Genomic DNA, 18,697 nt, shown 5'->3' with positions numbered 1-18,697 from the left:
TTTGTACCAAAATCATACTATTGTTTATAAGAAAAGCGCAAGTGCCCGTCTAGCGACGCAGTTATTTATTAAAAAATATAGCAAACGGGATTTATGTTAACTATCCAGTTCAACAATTCACTCTTTTCAATCTTATCTTTTATGTATATTATTGAGATATAACAAAAATCTAGGATGTTCGATGATGATACCAAATCTAATCAAAACTTGTAAAATAATTTTCTTACTATCTTTCATACTCTTTTCTTTTAGTGCGCTTCAAGTATGGAGGTATGGGCAAACCAAGTTACCAGCAAATGCTGATGCTGCGATCGTGTTAGGAGCAGCTGCCTATCATAATAACCCCTCTCCTGTATTAAAAGAAAGAATTAATCATGCCATTACTTTATATGAAAAAGGACTGGTGAAAAAAATCATTTTCACAGGGGGAAAAGGACAAGGAGCACCTTTGTCTGAATCAGAAGTGGCTCAAAAGTATGCGATTGAACATCAAGTAAAAGAGAGTGATATCTTAATAGAAGTAGACTCTAAAATAACTGAAGAAAACATACATTATGCTCAACTCATAGCAGAAGAAAAAACGTGAACAGCTTTGTTTTAATAAGTGATCCGTATCATATGGCTAGATCAATGTTTATCGCTCAATCAATGAACATGGATGTTCAATCATCTCCAACTCCTTCAACAGTTTTCGAAACATGGAAAACACGAGTACCTTTCTTTTTAAAAGAGACAGTGTATTACGCTGGTTATACGATCGCTCATCCTTTAGAAAAATATGTCCCCTATAAGTAAGGTGATCTTCATTATGAGATCGCCTTTTTACATTGTAAAAAACTTGCCTATGGACTATAATTTTCATTAAAAAACTTTTGAGGTGAGACAATTGATTAGAAGGTTAACAGAAGCCGATCACGATCTCTGTATGTCTTTACTAGAAAAACATCCTGCAGAAAATTTGTTTATCATTGGTGACATTGAAAACCATGGTTATCATACTTCCTTTCAGCAGCTTTGGGGGGAATTTAACAAAGTAGGGCAAATAGTGGCGATTCTCTTAAAATATCACGGAAACTATATTATTTATGGACCACACACTTTCAACGCAAAAGGTTTTGCTGAGATTATTAATTCGGACCTTGATTTTCAAATTCTCTCAGGCCTAGATTCAATGGTTTCACAAATTGAACCTTTCATAAATAAGCCATTTCAAAGCAAACGAAAAATGCACTACGCAAAATTAGAAACGATTAAAGATACTTATCGTAAAACGATTTATTCTATTAAAAAGGCCACACCAGATGATCTACCTAAAATACAGGACCTTATATCACAAATTGAAGAGTTCACTTCAACTGCTACCATTGAACAAAAAAGAAAAGGTATTGAAGGTGGGAATAGTCGAATTTTCTATATCGAAGAAAATGAGGTCGTGATCAGTTCTGCTTCAACAACCGCAGAAAACTCAAGTTCAGCCATGATTGTTGCTGTCTGCACACACCCGAACCATAAACGTAGAGGCTTAGCAACCGAGTGCCTACTTAATCTTTGTAGTGAATTACTTACTGAAGGTAAAACATTATGCCTTTTTTATGATAATCCTGAAGCAGGATCGATTTACAAAAGAATCGGATTTGAGGATATCGGCTTTTGGACAATGAACAAAATTTAACCCTCATGAAAATACTATTGACATCTGTAATCTAGAAGGTATAATTAGGTTATACTTTATCACTTAAAAGCTTTTAAGTATTGAATTAATTTTAGTTTAGTAGAGATTAGTTAGGTGAGCATAAGTCAAAGCGAGGGAATCCATTATCCTCGCTTTTTTGCATTGAAACCATAAAAAATTGGTAATCTCCTTGCTCTTTTTCTACCATTTGGTACAATTATTTTTGGAACAGTAAAGGAGGATCAAACATGAAGCGCTTTAGTCTTATATTTGGTTTGTTTTTAATTTTTTCGAGTGTCGCGGGTGCTCTCAATATGTTTCAAATAATTTATAAAGAAATGAAAGATAATCAGGAAATGTACGGTGAAAACGTAGATTTTTGGCAATACTTTTATACATTTAATGGTATGTCCGTATTTGTTTATATCTTACTATTTGGTGTCATGTTTCTTATTACTCACTCCTTTCTTAAAAATCAGGAAAAGAAAATTAGTTTACTAGAATCCATATCATCTTCTCTTGCTAAACAACCTCACCTAATTGAAAAGCAAGAAAAGAAGCAAGGCGAAGAGATAAAGAAAGAAGAAAAATCAGAAAAAGAGGATAACCCTCAAAAGTTTGAACAGTCAAAACCCAGCGAATCGTACTACTGGAATGGATAAGAATAGAAGCGGAGACTATTAAACGTTCTCTGCTTCTTTTAAAATGGATCGAATCGTATGCATAGGAGAATTTTCAAACATCGATATATATTGAAACATTTTATTTTTCGGAAAAAGCTCTTTTTTAATTTGTCGTTCTGTTTTCCCTTTTTGAAAAGATTCTCTCACCTTTTCTTGTAATTCAAATAAGTTATCCCTTTTCCATTCTAAAAGTTTTCTTCCTTCTGGGATAAATCCAGTATGAGAACAATATACATCTCGAAATGAATAGCTTAATGTTTTATCAAGAGAACGAATAATTTCTGGAACGGATTCAAAAGAAAAATGAGCAGTAGGAGAATGGTATAAGTACAGATCGCCTGAAAAACAAATTTTATGTTCTTCGTCAATCAACACAATATGGTCTATCGCATGTCCCGGAGTATGAACAATTTTAAAGAAATAATTTTTTGTTTCTATATACGGTTGCTCAAGAGGAAGAGGATGAAAAGCTTCTCGATTATTCCAAGTCATCGCACGATAAAAGGGGAGTCTTGTTTTCTCCTTACATAGTTTCACGCCCGATGGATGAATCCATTGGGAAACCTTCAAATATTTCTCAATCCATAGAGCATTTCCAGTATGATCTTCATGGTGATGAGTATAAACAACTTCATTAATCGTGCGTTCAGACAAAATTTCCTGCACTTGTTTTGCCATCCGCTTCGGACCCGAGTCAATGAGCATATCATCGGCTTGAAACAAGAAGACTTTCATATTCGGCCCAAGTGTGTTTACATTTAATTCGAACGATTGAATCATTGGTCAAACCTCTTTTCAAAATAGTTTATGTAACCCCCATCTTTTCCTTTATTATACTATAAAAATATCTTTTATTGAAAGTTATAAATTTTCAAATATTATCATTTTTCAAAAAGAATCCCATTGTAAAGGGAAAGCAATGAAAAAGTGTCTAAAAGGAAAAAAGGAAGAAAATCATCTGCAATATGTAGTGATTTACTCCCTTGAACATCTATATTTCGTTTCATTTCGTTGTTATTTTCAACAAATTAATTTTTTTCAGTGGCTTCCAAGAGATATTACATTATTTTTGATTCTCTTTAAAAAAGTCAAAAATCCGGCTGAACACTTTGATTTCATTTTCTTTTTTACTAAAGCCGTGACCTTCATCTTCCATTACGATATACTCAACTTCGGTTCCTTGTGCGCGCAACTTTTCAACAATTTGATCTGATTCTTCTTTTACTACTCGTGGATCATTCGCTCCTTGAACAATCATCATCGGTTTTGTCATATTGTCTAAATACGAAATCGGTGAATCCTCTGTTAATTTTTCTTTATCTTTTTCAGGATGACCTAACCACTCTTCCATCCCTGGCTTCCAATGTTCAGGGACACTATTAATAAAGGAAAATAAATTACTTGGTCCACATATATCAACTACTGCTTGGAAGTAGTAAGCATGTCTACCATGAAGCAAAAGAGACATATAGCCTCCGTAGCTGCCACCAAATAAAAAGATTCGTTCCTTCTCAGCTCTTCCAGTTTCTATTAGCCATTCAATTCCATGAATCATATCTAAACGTGGACCATGTCCCCAGTCTTTCTCAATCATTTTGGTGAATTGTAAACCGTAACCCGTTGAGCCGCGGAAGTTTGGTAAAAAAAGATTATACCCTTCATAAATGGCTAATTGAAAGAAAGAAATAAAACTTTTTTGTTCATGATATTGAGGACCTCCATGTGGCCATACCAAGGTATAACCGTTGTGTGTTTCAGGATTTGCTTTATAATAGAGCGCTTCAATTTCTAGGCCATCAAACGATTGATAACGAACCGTTTCTGCCTTACGTAGCGCTTTTTCATCTATCCCAATTAACCGGTGATTCGTCAACTTCGTCCAACTTCCCTCTTTAAGCCTATATATGTTCCCAAGAGATGTTTCAGTGTTACCTAAAACATAACAGTTCCCACTATCCATAACCATGAACTTTAAAAGAAATGTAACCGGAAGATCAATTTCATTTAACTGTTGTTCTTTTAAATCATATGAACACAGTCGGCTTACTACACCGCTTGTTCCACTAATAAATAAACGATTTCTCTCTTCATCCCAATCTAGGCTTTCCATTTCAAAGTCCTGTAAATGAGCGACTTTTTTAAAGGTTTTTGTATGCACATCATAAGAAGCTAAATAAGAAACATCTTCTTCAAAGTTTGTTGTGAAATAGAATGTATGATTATTAATAAATTTAACGTTACCAACCGTGAAATCACGTTTTGTTTCTGGAAACACATTGTTAATTTCTCCGTCAGTATCAATTATTAATTGATTATTCGTATTAGAAAAATGAAGAAAATAAACAAAATACTTCTCTTCAGGACTCACAGCACATAAGGTTGTAGGAGCCTCCTTACCATCAAACAACATCTTTTCTTTTTCTGTTTCGAGATCATAAACAAAGCTCGATAACATCGTTTTATTTTCTTTATTGGATGTATAATATAAACGTTTCCCATCTTTTGATAAAATAGGTTCCATGTGACGAACACCCTCTTGATTACGAAGAGGTACTAAAGAACCACCTAATCTAGATAATGCATAGATTTGCTCGTTTTCATCGCCATCATGATCAAAATTCGTTAAAATAAACTCGCCCTGCTTATCAAATGATAAATGAAAACAAGCTTGGTTCATCGTTGTTAGTTGATATGGATATTGATTTGGTAAATCCATTCCCCAAATGTTATAGGTACCATTTAGGTTCGTTGAATAAATCAATTGTTTTTCATCTGGACTAACAGAAAAATCTTGAATAGATAAGGCTAAGAAAAATGATTCGCGGTCTAATCTAGGGAATTTCATCATTAATATATCTCCTCTCTTTTACAATACAGTTATCATTTTACTATAAAAAGACATTAGTGTCACTTTAAAAACAAAAAGTTGCCTAAAATAGACAACTTATCAAACTTTATAGACTTTTATAATCATTTGACTCAAGCAAATCAATCAATTCAATGTCTTTGTATTTATCTTTAAAGAACCTTAACGTAAATTCACTTTCAAAAAGAACCGCATAACGATCATATCGATCCTTCACTAAAATATTTCTCGAATCATAAATATTTTTATTCTCAGGTGGCTCAGGTAACCAGCGAGGAAGCTTATCACCAAGCATCGTAAATTCAATATCAACGTTATACTCTGCTTTCATTCGATATTCAAACACTTCAAACTGAAGTAATCCAACAGCTCCTAAAATAATATCTTCCGTTGCATCTTGCTTGAACAATTGAATGGCACCTTCTTGAACCAGTTGTTCAATTCCTTTTTTGAACTGCTTAGACTTCATGACATTTTTGACACGAACTTTACGGAACATTTCTGATGGAAATTGCGGAAGCTCTCGATATTGAATAGACTCTTTACCTCCAACTAACGTATCACCTATTTGATAAATATTTGGATCATAAATACCAATAATATCACCAGGATAAGCTTCATCTACAGTTTCTCGACTAGCAGCTAAAAATTGCTGTGTTTGATTGAGTTTGATCGATTTATTTGTACGGGTAATTTTCACTGACATGCCTCTTTCAAACTTTCCTGAACAAACTCGTAGGAAGGCTATTCGGTCGCGATGAGCAGGATTCATATTCGCTTGAATTTTAAAAATATAGCCTGAAAATGTTTCAGATTCAGGTGACACAAGACCGTCATCCGTTTTTCTCGGTTTTGGAGGTGAAGCAAACTTGACAAACGTATCAAAAAACGAATGCACTCCAAAATTGGCTAGTGCGCTTCCAAAAAACACAGGGGTTAATTCACCCTTCATGACTTTTTCTTCATCAAATTGATTTCCTGCTTCATCTAAAAGCATTAGTTCTTCCTCTGTACTTTGGAGTTGAGGATGATCTTTTAATTCAGATTGCTGTAATTGTTCAAGGGGCATTTTTTCTTCTTTCTCATCCCCAGTAAAGTGGACAAACTCTTCATTATAGCGATCAATGATCCCTAAGAAATTTTTCCCCATTCCTACAGGCCAATTCATAGGATAAGACTCAATTCCAAGAACTTCTTCAAGTTCTGAAAGAAGTTCTAATGGTTCTTTCCCTTCACGATCGAGTTTGTTCATAAACGTAAAGATGGGAATTCCTCTCATTCGACATACTTTAAACAGCTTAATCGTTTGTGGTTCGACACCCTTTGTCGAATCGATAACCATCACAACCGAATCTACTGCTGTTAACGTTCGATACGTATCTTCACTAAAGTCTTCATGTCCAGGCGTGTCTAAAATGTTGACATGAAAGTTTTCATACGGAAAACTCATCACACTTGAAGTAACCGAGATTCCACGTTTCTTCTCAATATCCATCCAATCGGATGCCGCAAACTTACCCGATTTTTTTCCTTTTACCGTCCCTGCTTGACGGATTACGTTACCAAAGAGAAGTAACTTTTCTGTAATGGTTGTTTTCCCTGCATCTGGGTGAGAAATAATTGCAAACGTCTTTCGTTCCGCTACTTGTTGTTTCTTATTCATTCGTCTTTTCCTCTCTTTTTCTTCATCCCACTACTATATCATATGCAAAGGAAAAACAGAACACATACAAATTTAGAATTCATTTAAATTACCCCTACAAACATAAGGAGTATCAGATAAAAAGTCATTTCTACATAATAATTACCTCAACATGCCAATTCCAACTTTGACCTACCTCGGAGTTATGAATGTTTGTTAACTTCATAAAATTTAATCATAAATAATAAAACGAGTAATATGAATTGGATTGTATCCAGTTATAATATCCTTTAAAGAACAAAAATGAAATGGTTGCATACCTTAAAATAGGTATTCAGCAATGTAAAACCAATCCTTTTTAATAGATAAGGAGGGCTTAAGGTTGTACCTTCAGTCATCGTGTGAGAAATGTCAAGGAGAAGGAAAGGTATCTATACTACTTCTTTTTAAAAAGCCATGCCCAACATGTCGAGGGAAAGGAAAGAAACATCATCAGCAAACAAATCTAAAAGTAAATCCTAAAAAAAGCATTGGAAAGATTCATTATTAAATATAAAAATTCATGTTTTTACAAAAACGAAATAAATGACTTTGGCGAAGGGTCTTTCTAGAAAGTCTATTTTTGAGTTAAATAAGAGCAAATTGAAAGGCCAAAAATGTTGATTCAACAACATTCTTGGCTTTTACTTTTACACGTATTGGGTCTATGAAGAGACTTATTAGACCAAAACAAGTAACTACCACGTCCTCGTTTGATTAATCATTATCTTTTTTTCAAAAGCTTCGGTTAAATCAATTTCAAGCCTGTTGGCTAGCTCAGCTATATTCCAAACTACATCAAACATTTCAAGTCCAATGTTCTCTTTAATCTCTTGCTTCTTATGTACATCTTGTTCAAATTGAAACTTCAAACAATCATCTGTCAACTCACCTAGCTCAGACATCAAATACATGATGCGCTGTTCAAATGATACCCTTTCAAATCCTTTTTCTTCAACAAATTCAACTGCATGTTGCTGTAATTCTCTAATATCCATAAACATCCCCCCTTTAATTATATATGTCACAAATTCAATCATGCAACGGATTGATATATCACTCATAGTCCGCTTCTATTCATCATACAGTAAAATGACAAAAGGAGGTACATAATGCTTACAAAATTTGTTGATCCTCTTCCCCTTGTGGAAACGATTCAGCCGGTATGTTTGATAAACAATATTCCATATTATGAACTATCTATGAAAGAGAATTCCCAAAAACTTCATCGCGATTTACCTCCCGCAAAAATTTGGGGATTTAATGGTCATTACCCTGGGCCAACATTTCACGTTTGGCGTAATCAGCCTGTTTATGTATTATGGAAAAACGAGTTGCCTTTGAAGCACTTTTTTCCAATAGACACGACTGTTCATGGAGCTAGCAAAAACGTTCCCCAAGTTCGAACCGTCGTTCACCTTCATGGAGGCGTTACACCTGAAGGGAGTGATGGCTATCCTGAGGCTTGGTTCACAAGAGGTTTTGAGAAAATTGGCATCCATTTTAAACATAAAGTTTATTTCTATCCAAACCAACAACCTGCTACAACACTTTGGTATCACGATCATGCAATTGGAATCACTCGTTTAAATAACTACGCTGGATTAACAGGGTTTTATATTATTCATGACCAAAACGAAAAGAATTTACATCTTCCTTCTGAACCATATGATATCCCTTTATTAATTCAAGATCGTTCTATCAATGAAGATGGCTCACTTTATTATCCTTCTCAAACAACTCCACCTAACGAAACCGTAAATCCTTCAGTAGTCCGTGTATTTTTTGGTGATTTCATTTTAGTAAATGGAAAAGTATGGCCTTTTTTAGAGGTAGAACCGAGAAAATACCGCTTTAGAATTCTAAATGGATCAAATTCACGATTTTTTAGATTAACGTTAAATAATGGGGATTCTTTCATTCAAACTGGCACAGATCAAGGGCTATTACCTACACCTATTAAAGTCTACTCCTTACTTCTTGCCCCTGCTGAACGAGCAGATGTTATCATTGATTTTACCGATCAATTAAATCAAACCATTATTATTAATAATGATGCTGAGACCCCTTTTCCAAATGGAGATAAACCAAATCTAGAAACAACATGTACGGTCATGCAATTTAGAGTGAACAAACCTTTATTGATGAAAGATCAAAGTCAAGTACCTCTTCAATTAGCTCTAGAATCTATTATTAAAGAGGAACCTCAATACAAACAAAGGAACCTTCTGTTAAATATGCAAACAGACCCGTACAAACGCCCTATTCACTTATTAAACAATCAAAAATGGAGTGATCCTCTAACTGAAATACCAAAACTAGGGAGCACTGAGGTATGGAATTTAATCAATATAACAGAACAATCTCATCCTATTCATTTGCATTTAGTTCGTTTTCAACTTCTGGACCGTCAGCCCTTTGATGTCAACATATACAAAGAGAAAGGAAAAATTGTAACAACTGGCGCTAAACGAAAAGCAGATTTAAATGAACAAGGAAGGAAAGATACTGTGAGAGCCAATCCAGGAGAAATCACACGAATCATCGTTCCTTTTGGTCCATATACAGGATTATTTGTGTGGCACTGTCATATTTTAGAACATGAAGACTATGAAATGATGCGTCCCTATTATGTCATTTCTTAAGAACCATACATTCGATTGAGCTCATTTATTTTCTCTTTCATAACGTTTATGAGCTCTTGTGGCTCCCGTATTTTAGCATGAGTTCCAAGACTTAAAAAAAAGTTAGCGAAATAATCAAGGTTTTTAGAAGAAACATCTGTTTTTAATATACCTGTACCATTTTCATGAATGGTTAGTTTTGTTTCTAAATAAGGATCGTTCTCACATACTTTTACTCCTTCTCTTGTTAAACGAACATTTAAGTGAAGCTCTTCCGATTTACTAAATGAGCTAAACCAATTCTCGATTGTATAACCATTTAAATCAACTGGTTCTATCTCGTGTGACACGTCAACCGATAAAAAACGATCCACTCTAAACAACCTCACTTCTTGTTTGTTGAAACAGTAGGACGGACAGTACCAGAAGCCGTTTCGAGCAAATATCCCTATTGGCTGAATGTTACGTTTCGTCGTTTCTGTCACCGATTCATAGGTCACCTCTAAGACACGTTGATTTATAGAGGTTTCTAACAATAATCGTAAAAAGGGCGATTTTCTATGTCTCTCATGTGTATAAAAAACAAACCGTTTTTTGAGCTGCTCAATTTTCTTCTTTATATCATTCGATAAATAATGATGGAATTTATTTAATGCCTGCTTGGCATCTGTGTCAAAAGGAAGGTCTTGATAAAACTGTAACGATTGATTTGCAAAAAACATGGAGATTGCTTCATCTTCTGTAAATGAAATGGGTGGAAGAATTTTCTCCTTTAATATACGATACCCACCGCCGACCCCTGGCTGCGAATAAATCGGAACACCAAGCTCCTGCAAATCAAGTAAGTCACGTTGAATCGTTCGAATGGATACGTCCATTTCTTCTGCTAATTCTTTAGCTGTAAACTGTCTTTTTGCATTAATGACCATAATTAAATCTACTAGCCGTTTCGACTTGTTCACACGCTCACCTCACATCTTTTTACTTAATTATAACTTTATCAAATAAACATGACAGTAGTTGTCATATTTATCCTCTATACTAAAGATGAACTTAAATAAGGGAGGAATGAAAAAATGAAACAGCTTGTAGAACCGAAAATTGTTACAAAGGAAAAAATGGTGGTAGTAGGGATGGAATGTCAAACTTCAAACAAAGAAATGGAAGAAACAAACGTGATGGATCAGTTATGGATGAACTTTATGGGAGCTCATGAGCAAATTCTCCATAAAACCAATCCAAAAGTCACCTATGGTTTTTGTTACGATTATAATGAACAAAAAGGAGGGTTTCGTTATTTAGCTGCTTTTGAAGTAGATCAAGTCAATCTACCAAATGATCAATTCATCAGTAAAGAAATTCCTTCACAAAAGTATTTGGTCTTCACTCATAAAGGGCCTGCCAGTACAATTGGGAAAGCATTTAATGACATTTTCAACTCTTACTTGCCTTCCACTTCTTATGAGGTTCTAAATACGCCATCTTTTGAACTATACGATGAAAGATTTCTTGGACCAGAATCTCCTGAATCAGTTATAGACATTTATATTCCGATAAAATAAGAAAAGCGAATGCGCCCGTTCAGCAACGAGTGATAATGAACATCAACTAAATTTAACCACCACACGCGAGCTAACATTGATGCTAGCACATCGTTGTGCGCCGGAGTTGCTGAAGGCTGGAGTAAACAACGATGAAAGCACTTTCTTATGAAGGACATAGTTTATACACGCTTATCTTTTAAAAGCAAAGCTATTAGAATGGTTGTTCTATAACCATCCTAATAGCTTTTTTAGATTACTTTCTCCAAATCTTCCTTAATCACATCAATGGCATGCAATTGCTTTGCACGATTCATTGACGAAAGAATCATGGAACGGTTTTCTTTTAATAGTCCCAATTTTTCAAGGAGAGATTCCACTGTAAGCTCTTCTTCTTCTAATTTCATTGCGTAGCCATGCTGTTCAAATGACTTAGCATTTAATATTTGATCTCCTCGACTTTGCTTTAACGTTAATGGAATAATGACCATCGGCTTCTTTAACGCTAAAAATTCAAAAATCGCATTAGAACCGCCTCTTGTAATGACATAATCAGCAGCAGCTAATAAGTCAGCCAAATCATCATATACATATTCAAACTGTCTATAGCCCCTTTTCCCTTCTAAAGTAGGTTCTAAATTTCCTTTTCCACAAAGATGAATGACCTGATAGTCATCTAACAATTTCGGTAAAGCCTTACGAACAACGTCATTAATACGAGAAGCCCCTAAGCTTCCACCCATAATTAAAATAATTGGCTTTTGTGTTGTAAAATCTAAATAATGAAGGCCCTTTGTTACATTCCCTTGCAATAACTCTTTTCTAATAGGCGAGCCAACGACTTTTGTTTTTTTAGATGGGAAATGTTCACTTGCTTCTTCAAATGAAGTATAGATGTTGGTTGAGAAACGATTGGCAATTTTATTAGCTAAACCTGGCGTAAGGTCGCTTTCGTGAAGAAAAACGGGTATTTTAAGCGATCTTGCAGCGATGACCACTGGTACACTGACAAACCCACCTTTTGAAAATACAACTGCCGGTTTTAACCTTTTTAAATGCTTTCTAGCATCACTTATTCCCTTAACAACTCGAAATAGATCAATTAAATTTTCTTTATCTAGGTAACGTCGCAACTTTCCACTTGAAATGGAATGATACGGGATGTTTGTCTTTTCAATTAATTCTTTTTCAATTCCTTTATGTGAACCTATATAATGGATATCCCATTTATCTCGATTTAATTCATTCATAATGGCAATGTTCGGTGTCACATGTCCAGCCGACCCACCACCAGTAAAAACGATTGTATGCTTGTTCATGTAAATCCTCCTTAAGCAAAACCCGAACAATTCTATTATAGTGTTAAAATTAGAAGAAACACAACCACCTTTATGTTGAAAACGTTAGAAAAAAACTATAAACAATAATTTATTGACTCGATATAGAAGAAACACAGACTTCTGTATGGGAACCGTTAGGATATTTCCCAGTCCATTATAAAGGTGCTGTCCAGAAAGTCCATGTTCATAGTAAATGAGGACAAAACCATTGCTATGGTATTTCCCTTTAAATTTTGTATCGGCATCAGCTAAACCATTGTAAATTACTACTTCAAATTTCTTTTCTATGATCAATCTAGACACCTTTTACTATTAATAGTAAACTATCAACATAATCAAATATGTTTTAAGGTTGGTGGAAGGAGTGAGTAGTCACATTCATTCTCTTCCTTAAAAGGGAAGCTTGGTGAAATTCCAACACGGTTCCCGCCACTGTAATTGGGGAAGTTTTTTCAATATGCCACTGTTTTGAAATGGGAAGGCGAAAAAACTATTGATCCATAAGTCAGGAGACCTGCCAATTCTTAAGACACCGAAATTCCTACGGGGCATTAGGGAGGTGTGCAAAAAATAGCTTTGCGTTTCGTAAAGTCGTCGTCGATTGCACCCAAGGAAGGGTGTTTTTTTTATGGACTTATTTATTATCAACTATGATCAACGACCTTTTTAAAGAAATAAAATATACTATAAGAGGTGTAAAAATGAAAAAACGAACGATATTAACAATGATAACATTCCTGTTTGCTTTCATGTTTAGTAATCTATTACCTGTCTCAGCAGCAGAAAACACGGCGACATTAGTCGTAATTGGCGATAATGAACGTGGCGTCATTTTATGTCCGAAAGAAGTGACATATGAAGAAGGAGAAACAGCTCAAGATCTGTTAATCAATGAATTTACCGAAGAGAACATTGAATTTTCTGGATCAGGAGACTGGGTTTACATTTCGGGTATTGACGGTTTAAAGGCTTTAGACCGTGGTGAGAAGAGCGGCTGGTTATACTACGTAAATGATGAAATGCCGAGGGTTGGTGCTGGTTCATATGAAGTACAATCTGGTGATCAAATCTCTTACCGTTATTCGCTTGATTGGGGAGAAGACCTAACCGATAAAACAGTCCAAGACAGCTTAAATGAATTTGGAACTTGCGAAGAAGTTCCGAAAGAAGAACCTGTTGAAATTGAGGAAGAACCTTCTCCAACAGAAGAAAAGAAAACAGAACCAGTAGTAGGGAACACTTCTCGTAAAGATATTCAGACATCCTTAGAGCAGACGGCAACCTACGTCCTTGAAAATGGTCTAAATTCAGATTGGGAGGTCATTGGGGTCGTACGCTCTGGTATTAAAGTGCCAACAGATGTGAAAAAACAATATCTTACTTCTTTAGTAGAGAGAGTCGAAACAAGCCAACGTTTAAATCATACAGAACTTCAGAAAACAATCTTAACAATTATCGCCCTTAACGGTGACCCCACTGATTTCGCAGAACAAAACTTAATTGAAAAATTGTATAATGACAAGACGATCCAATTAATTAATCATTATACGTATGCACTCATTGCTTTAGATAGTAAAAACTATGAGACACCTGAAGATGCCCTATGGAATCGTGATCAATTAATTGATAGCATCTTATCCCTACAACATACAGATGGTGGATGGTCCTTTTCTGGAAATATGGATGAAGAAAGTGATCCTGATATGACAGGTATGGTATTAACCGCACTTGCTCCTTATCAAAATCATCAAAAAGTAAAAAATGGGATTGAAAAAGCAACCACTTTTATACAATCGATTCAAACAGATGCTGGCGGGTTTATTTCAAATGATCAAGAAAATTCACTAAGTACAGCCCAAGTTTTAATGGGCTTATCAGCAGTCGGTATTGATACTCATAAAGACCCTTATACTAAGAACAACCAATCCGTTATCGATCATTTACTCACTTATCAATTAGAAAATGGGGGTTATAAATGGATAAAAGAAGATTCAGAAGTCAGTTCATTTGCAACAGAGCAAGCCTTATACGCTCTCATTCAATACGATTACTTCATAAATGGGAAAGGGTCTATTTTTGCTTGGGATGAAGCTGGAGAGCCTATTGAAATAGAAGAACCAGAACAAACAGAAGAAGTTCCGGAAAATAATGAAACCAAAGAAGAGAAAACTGAATCCACGACAACATCAGAAGAAGAAACCACAAAAGAAGAAAAAACAAAATCAGAGGGTAATCGACTACCTGATACAGCCACAAACAACATGAATATCTTCTTATTTGGTCTCTTGTTCATTACAATCGGTATGGTTAGACTTCGTTTAAAATCCATACAAAAGGGTGAGTAGATTGAAAAGTACAATTAAATTATTAACAATCCTTTCCCTATCATTTTTATTAACCGCATGTTTTTCAACAACGCAAGTAGAAACCGAAAAAAACGAGCCTAAAACAGAAGAAATAAGTCATGAAGAAGAAATAAAAGATGAAAAACAAATAGAAAAAGAAACAAAAAATGAATCAGAATCAGACTCAACCAATGAGGAAAAGCCTCAATCAGAACAGAAATCAAAAATAGAGACCCATTCACAAAATGAAGTCGAGAAAAAGAGTGATAGTTCTACAACTACACGTGCACCAAACGAAGAAAAAAGCAAATCAAATACTAAAGCTTCCGAGTCAGAAAAACAAAAAGAAACTGAGTCAACCAAGGCTACTTCATCTCCTTCTGCTAAAAGTGAAAAAACCGAAGGAAAAACAAAAAAGCCTGTTGAAGAGAAACAAACCAATACAGCCTACACTAAAATTGTGGGACACTCGGATATAGGAACCATTTTAAGTAAAACTGAAATTACGATTGAAGATGGGGATACAGCTTTTAATATACTTGTAGCAGCTACAAAAAAACAGAACATGCAGCTGGAGTATTCAGGATCGGGCAGTACGGTCTATATTAAAGGGATCAATAATTTATATGAATTTGATTATGGTCCTTATAGCGGCTGGAAATACCGAGTCAATGGGACCTTTCCAAACAAAAGTGCTGGTGCGGTAACCTTACAAAAAGGGGATTATGTTGAATGGTTTTACACAGAAGACCTAGGGAAAGACATCGGCGGAGGGTCTTAATGACCTTCCAGCTTTTTCATCCGCTTCTTTTAGCGGTTTATTTTATTGGGGTGATGATCCTTTGCTTACTTTTTCTTCACCCTTATTTTCTTTGTACTTCCTTTATCATTTTACTATCATTACAATTTTTTCATCGAGATCGTCATAGCTTAAAGAGACTGTTATTTATTTTGTTAATGGGGATGACCATTGCCCTAATTAACCCCCTACTTTCTCATCGCGGAACTACGATTCTCTTTTATATTCGCTCTAATCCTGTTACATTGGAAGCAGTGATGTATGGAATGATGATGGGATTATCACTCGTTTCGATCACACTCGCTTTTTCATCTTATAATAAATTGATGAGTAGCCATCAGTTTCTTTATTTATTTTCAAGAGTGTTACCAAAAGTAGCCCTTTTAGTGATGATGACGTTTCGCTTTGTCCCTTCCTTTCTAAGGCATTTACAGCAGCTAATGTTGATTCATCATTCAGTTGGCAAGGATGATACTACTTCTAAAAAAAAGATACAATCTAAAATTAAAAAAGGGACAAGTCTTCTTACAGCCCTACTCATTCATTCTTTTGAACATGCCTTACAAACAGCTGATTCTATGCATGCAAGAGGTTATGGCACAACAAAAAGAAGTACATATGTGCGCTATCGGATGACCAAAAATGATTGGTCTTGGTTCTTTTTCTTAACGTTCATAGGGATCATTTGTATCCTAGGGTCCATTTTTAATCTAGGGAAACTTGATATTTACCCAACACTAGAGCCTATCACATTAACAACGTATGAATACATCCTATTAGGGTTCTTTTTTCTATTTATTAGTTTCCCTATTTGGATAGAAGGAAAGGAATGGTTATGGTGGAAATGGCAAAAATACAAGAACTCCATTTCAGCTATCCCGACGAAGAAAACAAAACATTAGACTCAATTTCTTTAGAAGTGGCAGAAGGAGATTTCATCGTGATGATTGGTCCTTCTGGTTCAGGAAAAACCACGCTTCTTAAACATTTTAAAAAAGAGCTTTTACCAATCGGAAAACGAACGGGTACGATTCATTTGTTCGATCAAGATATTTCATCGCTACCCGACCTTCAAGCCGCTAAAGAAGTTGGCTACTTATTTCAAAACCCAAACGATCAACTTGTCATGGATACCGTTATTCAAGAACTCGCTTTCACTTTAGAAAATATTGGTTTAGATACATTTACGATTCAAAAGAAGATTGCCGAAATCACGAATTTCCTTGGGTTCCAGCATATTCTCCATCAATTTATTCATACGTTATCTGGAGGACAAAAACAATTGGTTAATTTAGCATCTCTTTTGATCCTTAATCCAAAAATTTTACTTTTAGATGAGCCTACAGCACAATTAGACCCGATTGCAACAAAAGAGTTCTTGACTGTTTTGAAACGAATTCATGACGAGTTAGGAACCACCATTATTATATGTGAACACCAATTAGATGAAGTCATCTCCTTAGCAAACAAACTCATCTTTATGAATAATGGAAAGATAGAAGTGTACAGTTCTACTTTGGACGTATTGAATTGGCTCTGGAAGCAAGGAAAACCATATGTCAATTACATTCCTAGTATTCCACGCTTAGGGTACGAAATGGGTCTTTCCCCCATCCCTCTCCAAGTAAAAGAAGGCATAAAATTGGTAAATTCGAACCTAATTAGAACAAAACCGTTATCATCAAATAGTAAAGAACAAACAGAGGAAGTGTTACGCGTCAGCCACCTTTCATTTCAATATGAAAAAAATCAACCGTATATTCTTGATGATTTATCTACTTCGTTTTCTAAAGGAACAGGTGTAAGCCTGCTTGGACAAAATGGCTCTGGAAAATCAACCTTACTTACACTTCTTGCCGGCTTACAAAAACCAAGAAGAGGAAAAGTACACTTACACGGAAAATCGATTAACAAACGAAAAGATTTCAATACCTTAGTAAGCTACGTCTCTCAAAATCCTGAGAACCACTTTTCGCAATTTACGGTTTATGAAGAACTTGCGCAAAGAGCAAAACATTTATGCATCAATCATATCGATCCCTTTATTAAAGAGTTTCATTTACAAAACGTCTTAAACCATAACCCATACGACTTAAGCGGAGGAGAAAAGCAGCTCCTTGTCCTTTGTTTAGCCATGATGGCTGATTCAGATGTTTTATTACTTGATGAACCAACAAAAGGGATGGACCCCGTCATAAAAATGAAGATTGGTCAGCTTTTCCGCAAAAAAATTGCAGAGGGAAAAACCATTGTGATTGCCACTCACGATATCGAATTTACTGCTACCTATATGGATCAATGCTGTATTCTTTTTGATGGAATGATTGTTTCCAGAGACTACGTTCGTCCATTTTTTGCAGACAACTTTTTTTATACCACACCTATAAACCGAATGGTTAGGAAACAACTTCCGTACGCATTAAATTGGAAAGACGTGGTGAAATAATGGTCATCATTAAAAAAATAAGTCCCTTAATCATTTTTTTATTCTTATTGTTAATATTTGCTTTCACGATTCTCGTTTCCGATCGCTTGTATTTATGGGTTAGCTTATTGATTATGGCTTTAACCTTCGGCTTATTCTTTTTAAAGTTTGAGAGAAGTACGCTTAACGCAAGAGCGATCGTTTTTATTTCTGTATTATCAGGAATAGCCGCGATTAGTCGTGTTCCTTTCGCCGCTATTCCAGGCGTCCAACCAACTTCCTTTGTCATAATTGTGAGTGCGCTCGTATTAGGAAAAGAATCGGGTTTTATGATCGGTGCCGTCGCCGCCCTTGTTTCCAATATGTTTCTAGGACAAGGTCCTTGGACACCTTGGCAAATGTTTGCGTGGGGAATGATGGGCTATTTCTTTGGAGCACTGAAGGGTACAAAGTGGATACAATCAAAAGCAGGACTTCTAATTTCAGGATTTTTATGGGGGTTTCTATTTGGCTGGATTATGAATCTATGGTTTATCCTCGCTTTTTATTATGAAGAACTAACATTGAAAACATTCCTTCTATATTTCACAGGAAGTGCTCTTTTTGATTTCTATCACGCCATTAGTAATGTGATCTTCCTTGCTCTGTTTGGTACGACATGGATTAAAATCATCACAAGGTTTCAAAGGAAGTGGGGGATTTTGAATTGAGTTCATTTCAA

Annotated in this window: 17 protein-coding genes and 1 riboswitch; of the genes, 11 read left to right on the top strand and 6 right to left on the bottom strand. The window is 35.3% G+C overall.

Annotated elements, in window-relative coordinates:
• Positions 1–184: 184 nt before the first annotated feature.
• From LC087_RS00300 to LC087_RS00285, 4 genes are all read left to right on the top strand, one after another.
• The gene (locus tag LC087_RS00300; protein WP_306019799.1) at positions 185–586 is read left to right on the top strand and encodes a YdcF family protein; all 402 of its coding nucleotides are present in this window, start codon (positions 185–187) and stop codon (positions 584–586) included.
• A complete protein-coding gene (locus tag LC087_RS00295) occupies positions 583–795 on the top strand; it encodes a YdcF family protein (protein WP_306019798.1) in 213 nt (70 codons plus the stop codon). The genes LC087_RS00300 and LC087_RS00295 overlap by 4 nt, the downstream gene beginning before the upstream one ends.
• Positions 796–886: 91 nt before the next feature.
• Entirely contained in the window at positions 887–1,672 is a 786-nt protein-coding gene (locus LC087_RS00290; protein ID WP_226539446.1) for a GNAT family N-acetyltransferase, read from the top strand.
• A gap of 248 nt (positions 1,673–1,920) precedes the next feature.
• Complete coding sequence (locus LC087_RS00285; protein WP_226539447.1) at positions 1,921–2,334, top strand: hypothetical protein; 414 nt, start codon at positions 1,921–1,923, stop codon at positions 2,332–2,334.
• Positions 2,335–2,352: 18 nt separating this feature from the next.
• Here LC087_RS00285 and LC087_RS00280 read toward each other — a convergent pair whose 3' ends face one another.
• From LC087_RS00280 to LC087_RS00265, 4 genes are all read right to left on the bottom strand, one after another.
• Complete coding sequence (locus LC087_RS00280; RefSeq protein ID WP_226539448.1) at positions 2,353–3,135, bottom strand: MBL fold metallo-hydrolase; 783 nt, start codon at positions 3,133–3,135, stop codon at positions 2,353–2,355.
• Between the two features lie 283 nt (positions 3,136–3,418).
• Positions 3,419–5,203 carry a S9 family peptidase gene (locus LC087_RS00275; protein ID WP_226539449.1) on the bottom strand — a complete coding sequence of 595 codons (1,785 nt, stop codon included), beginning with the start codon at positions 5,201–5,203 and terminating at the stop codon, positions 3,419–3,421.
• Positions 5,204–5,309: 106 nt separating this feature from the next.
• Positions 5,310–6,884: a peptide chain release factor 3 gene (locus LC087_RS00270; RefSeq protein WP_226539450.1), complete on the bottom strand. Its 1,575-nt coding sequence runs from the start codon at positions 6,882–6,884 to the stop codon at positions 5,310–5,312.
• Between the two features lie 716 nt (positions 6,885–7,600).
• Positions 7,601–7,900: a MazG-like family protein gene (locus tag LC087_RS00265; protein WP_226539451.1), complete on the bottom strand. Its 300-nt coding sequence runs from the start codon at positions 7,898–7,900 to the stop codon at positions 7,601–7,603.
• Between the two features lie 111 nt (positions 7,901–8,011).
• Between LC087_RS00265 and LC087_RS00260 the strand changes: the two genes are divergently transcribed.
• Entirely contained in the window at positions 8,012–9,547 is a 1,536-nt protein-coding gene (locus LC087_RS00260) for a multicopper oxidase family protein (protein ID WP_226539509.1), read from the top strand.
• Here LC087_RS00260 and LC087_RS00255 read toward each other — a convergent pair.
• Positions 9,544–10,488 carry a helix-turn-helix transcriptional regulator gene (locus LC087_RS00255; RefSeq protein WP_226539452.1) on the bottom strand — a complete coding sequence of 315 codons (945 nt, stop codon included), beginning with the start codon at positions 10,486–10,488 and terminating at the stop codon, positions 9,544–9,546. The two genes, LC087_RS00260 and LC087_RS00255, sit on opposite strands and share 4 nt — an antisense overlap.
• Positions 10,489–10,602: 114 nt before the next feature.
• Between LC087_RS00255 and LC087_RS00250 the strand changes: the two genes are divergently transcribed.
• Positions 10,603–11,088: a GyrI-like domain-containing protein gene (locus LC087_RS00250; RefSeq protein WP_226539453.1), complete on the top strand. Its 486-nt coding sequence runs from the start codon at positions 10,603–10,605 to the stop codon at positions 11,086–11,088.
• Between the two features lie 230 nt (positions 11,089–11,318).
• Here LC087_RS00250 and LC087_RS00245 read toward each other — a convergent pair whose 3' ends face one another.
• Positions 11,319–12,386 (bottom strand): undecaprenyldiphospho-muramoylpentapeptide beta-N-acetylglucosaminyltransferase, encoded by a 1,068-nt coding sequence (locus LC087_RS00245; RefSeq protein WP_226539455.1) that lies wholly within the window; start codon positions 12,384–12,386, stop codon positions 11,319–11,321.
• A gap of 357 nt (positions 12,387–12,743) precedes the next feature.
• A riboswitch (cobalamin riboswitch) is annotated at positions 12,744–12,943 on the top strand.
• Between the two features lie 165 nt (positions 12,944–13,108).
• Here LC087_RS00245 and LC087_RS00240 point away from each other — a divergent pair.
• From LC087_RS00240 to LC087_RS00220, 5 genes are read left to right on the top strand one after another with little or no spacing between them, the layout of a single operon-like run.
• A complete protein-coding gene (locus LC087_RS00240) occupies positions 13,109–14,752 on the top strand; it encodes a DUF4430 domain-containing protein (protein WP_226539457.1) in 1,644 nt (547 codons plus the stop codon).
• A 1-nt stretch (position 14,753) separates the two neighbouring features.
• Positions 14,754–15,533 carry a DUF4430 domain-containing protein gene (locus LC087_RS00235; protein WP_226539459.1) on the top strand — a complete coding sequence of 260 codons (780 nt, stop codon included), beginning with the start codon at positions 14,754–14,756 and terminating at the stop codon, positions 15,531–15,533.
• Positions 15,533–16,453 (top strand): energy-coupling factor transporter transmembrane component T, encoded by a 921-nt coding sequence (locus tag LC087_RS00230; protein ID WP_226539461.1) that lies wholly within the window; start codon positions 15,533–15,535, stop codon positions 16,451–16,453. Before LC087_RS00235 ends, LC087_RS00230 begins: the two co-directional genes overlap by 1 nt.
• Positions 16,381–17,997 (top strand): ABC transporter ATP-binding protein, encoded by a 1,617-nt coding sequence (locus LC087_RS00225; RefSeq protein ID WP_226539463.1) that lies wholly within the window; start codon positions 16,381–16,383, stop codon positions 17,995–17,997. The genes LC087_RS00230 and LC087_RS00225 overlap by 73 nt, the downstream gene beginning before the upstream one ends.
• 5 nt (positions 17,998–18,002) lie before the next feature.
• Complete coding sequence (locus tag LC087_RS00220) at positions 18,003–18,686, top strand: ECF transporter S component (protein ID WP_371932672.1); 684 nt, start codon at positions 18,003–18,005, stop codon at positions 18,684–18,686.
• Positions 18,687–18,697 lie beyond the last annotated feature (11 nt).

It is taken from the genome of Bacillus carboniphilus (assembly GCF_020524035.2).
Classification (GTDB): domain Bacteria; phylum Bacillota; class Bacilli; order Bacillales; family JAIVKR01; genus Bacillus_CC.
Note: the sequence above shows the minus strand (reverse complement) of the source record. Positions and strands in the feature narration are given on the sequence as shown.

Excerpts from the sequence above, each read along its gene's own strand:
- LC087_RS00300 (WP_306019799.1), top strand. The coding sequence starts at position 185 with ATGATACCAAATCTAATCAAAACTTGTAAAATAATTTTCTTACTATCT.
- LC087_RS00285 (WP_226539447.1), top strand. The coding sequence starts at position 1,921 with ATGAAGCGCTTTAGTCTTATATTTGGTTTGTTTTTAATTTTTTCGAGT.
- LC087_RS00280 (WP_226539448.1), bottom strand. The coding sequence starts at position 3,135 with ATGATTCAATCGTTCGAATTAAATGTAAACACACTTGGGCCGAATATG.
- LC087_RS00275 (WP_226539449.1), bottom strand. The coding sequence starts at position 5,203 with ATGATGAAATTCCCTAGATTAGACCGCGAATCATTTTTCTTAGCCTTA.
- LC087_RS00270 (WP_226539450.1), bottom strand. The coding sequence starts at position 6,884 with ATGAATAAGAAACAACAAGTAGCGGAACGAAAGACGTTTGCAATTATT.
- LC087_RS00265 (WP_226539451.1), bottom strand. The coding sequence starts at position 7,900 with ATGGATATTAGAGAATTACAGCAACATGCAGTTGAATTTGTTGAAGAA.
- LC087_RS00250 (WP_226539453.1), top strand. The coding sequence starts at position 10,603 with ATGAAACAGCTTGTAGAACCGAAAATTGTTACAAAGGAAAAAATGGTG.
- LC087_RS00245 (WP_226539455.1), bottom strand. The coding sequence starts at position 12,386 with ATGAACAAGCATACAATCGTTTTTACTGGTGGTGGGTCGGCTGGACAT.
- LC087_RS00240 (WP_226539457.1), top strand. The coding sequence starts at position 13,109 with ATGAAAAAACGAACGATATTAACAATGATAACATTCCTGTTTGCTTTC.
- LC087_RS00230 (WP_226539461.1), top strand. The coding sequence starts at position 15,533 with ATGACCTTCCAGCTTTTTCATCCGCTTCTTTTAGCGGTTTATTTTATT.
- LC087_RS00225 (WP_226539463.1), top strand. The coding sequence starts at position 16,381 with ATGGTTATGGTGGAAATGGCAAAAATACAAGAACTCCATTTCAGCTAT.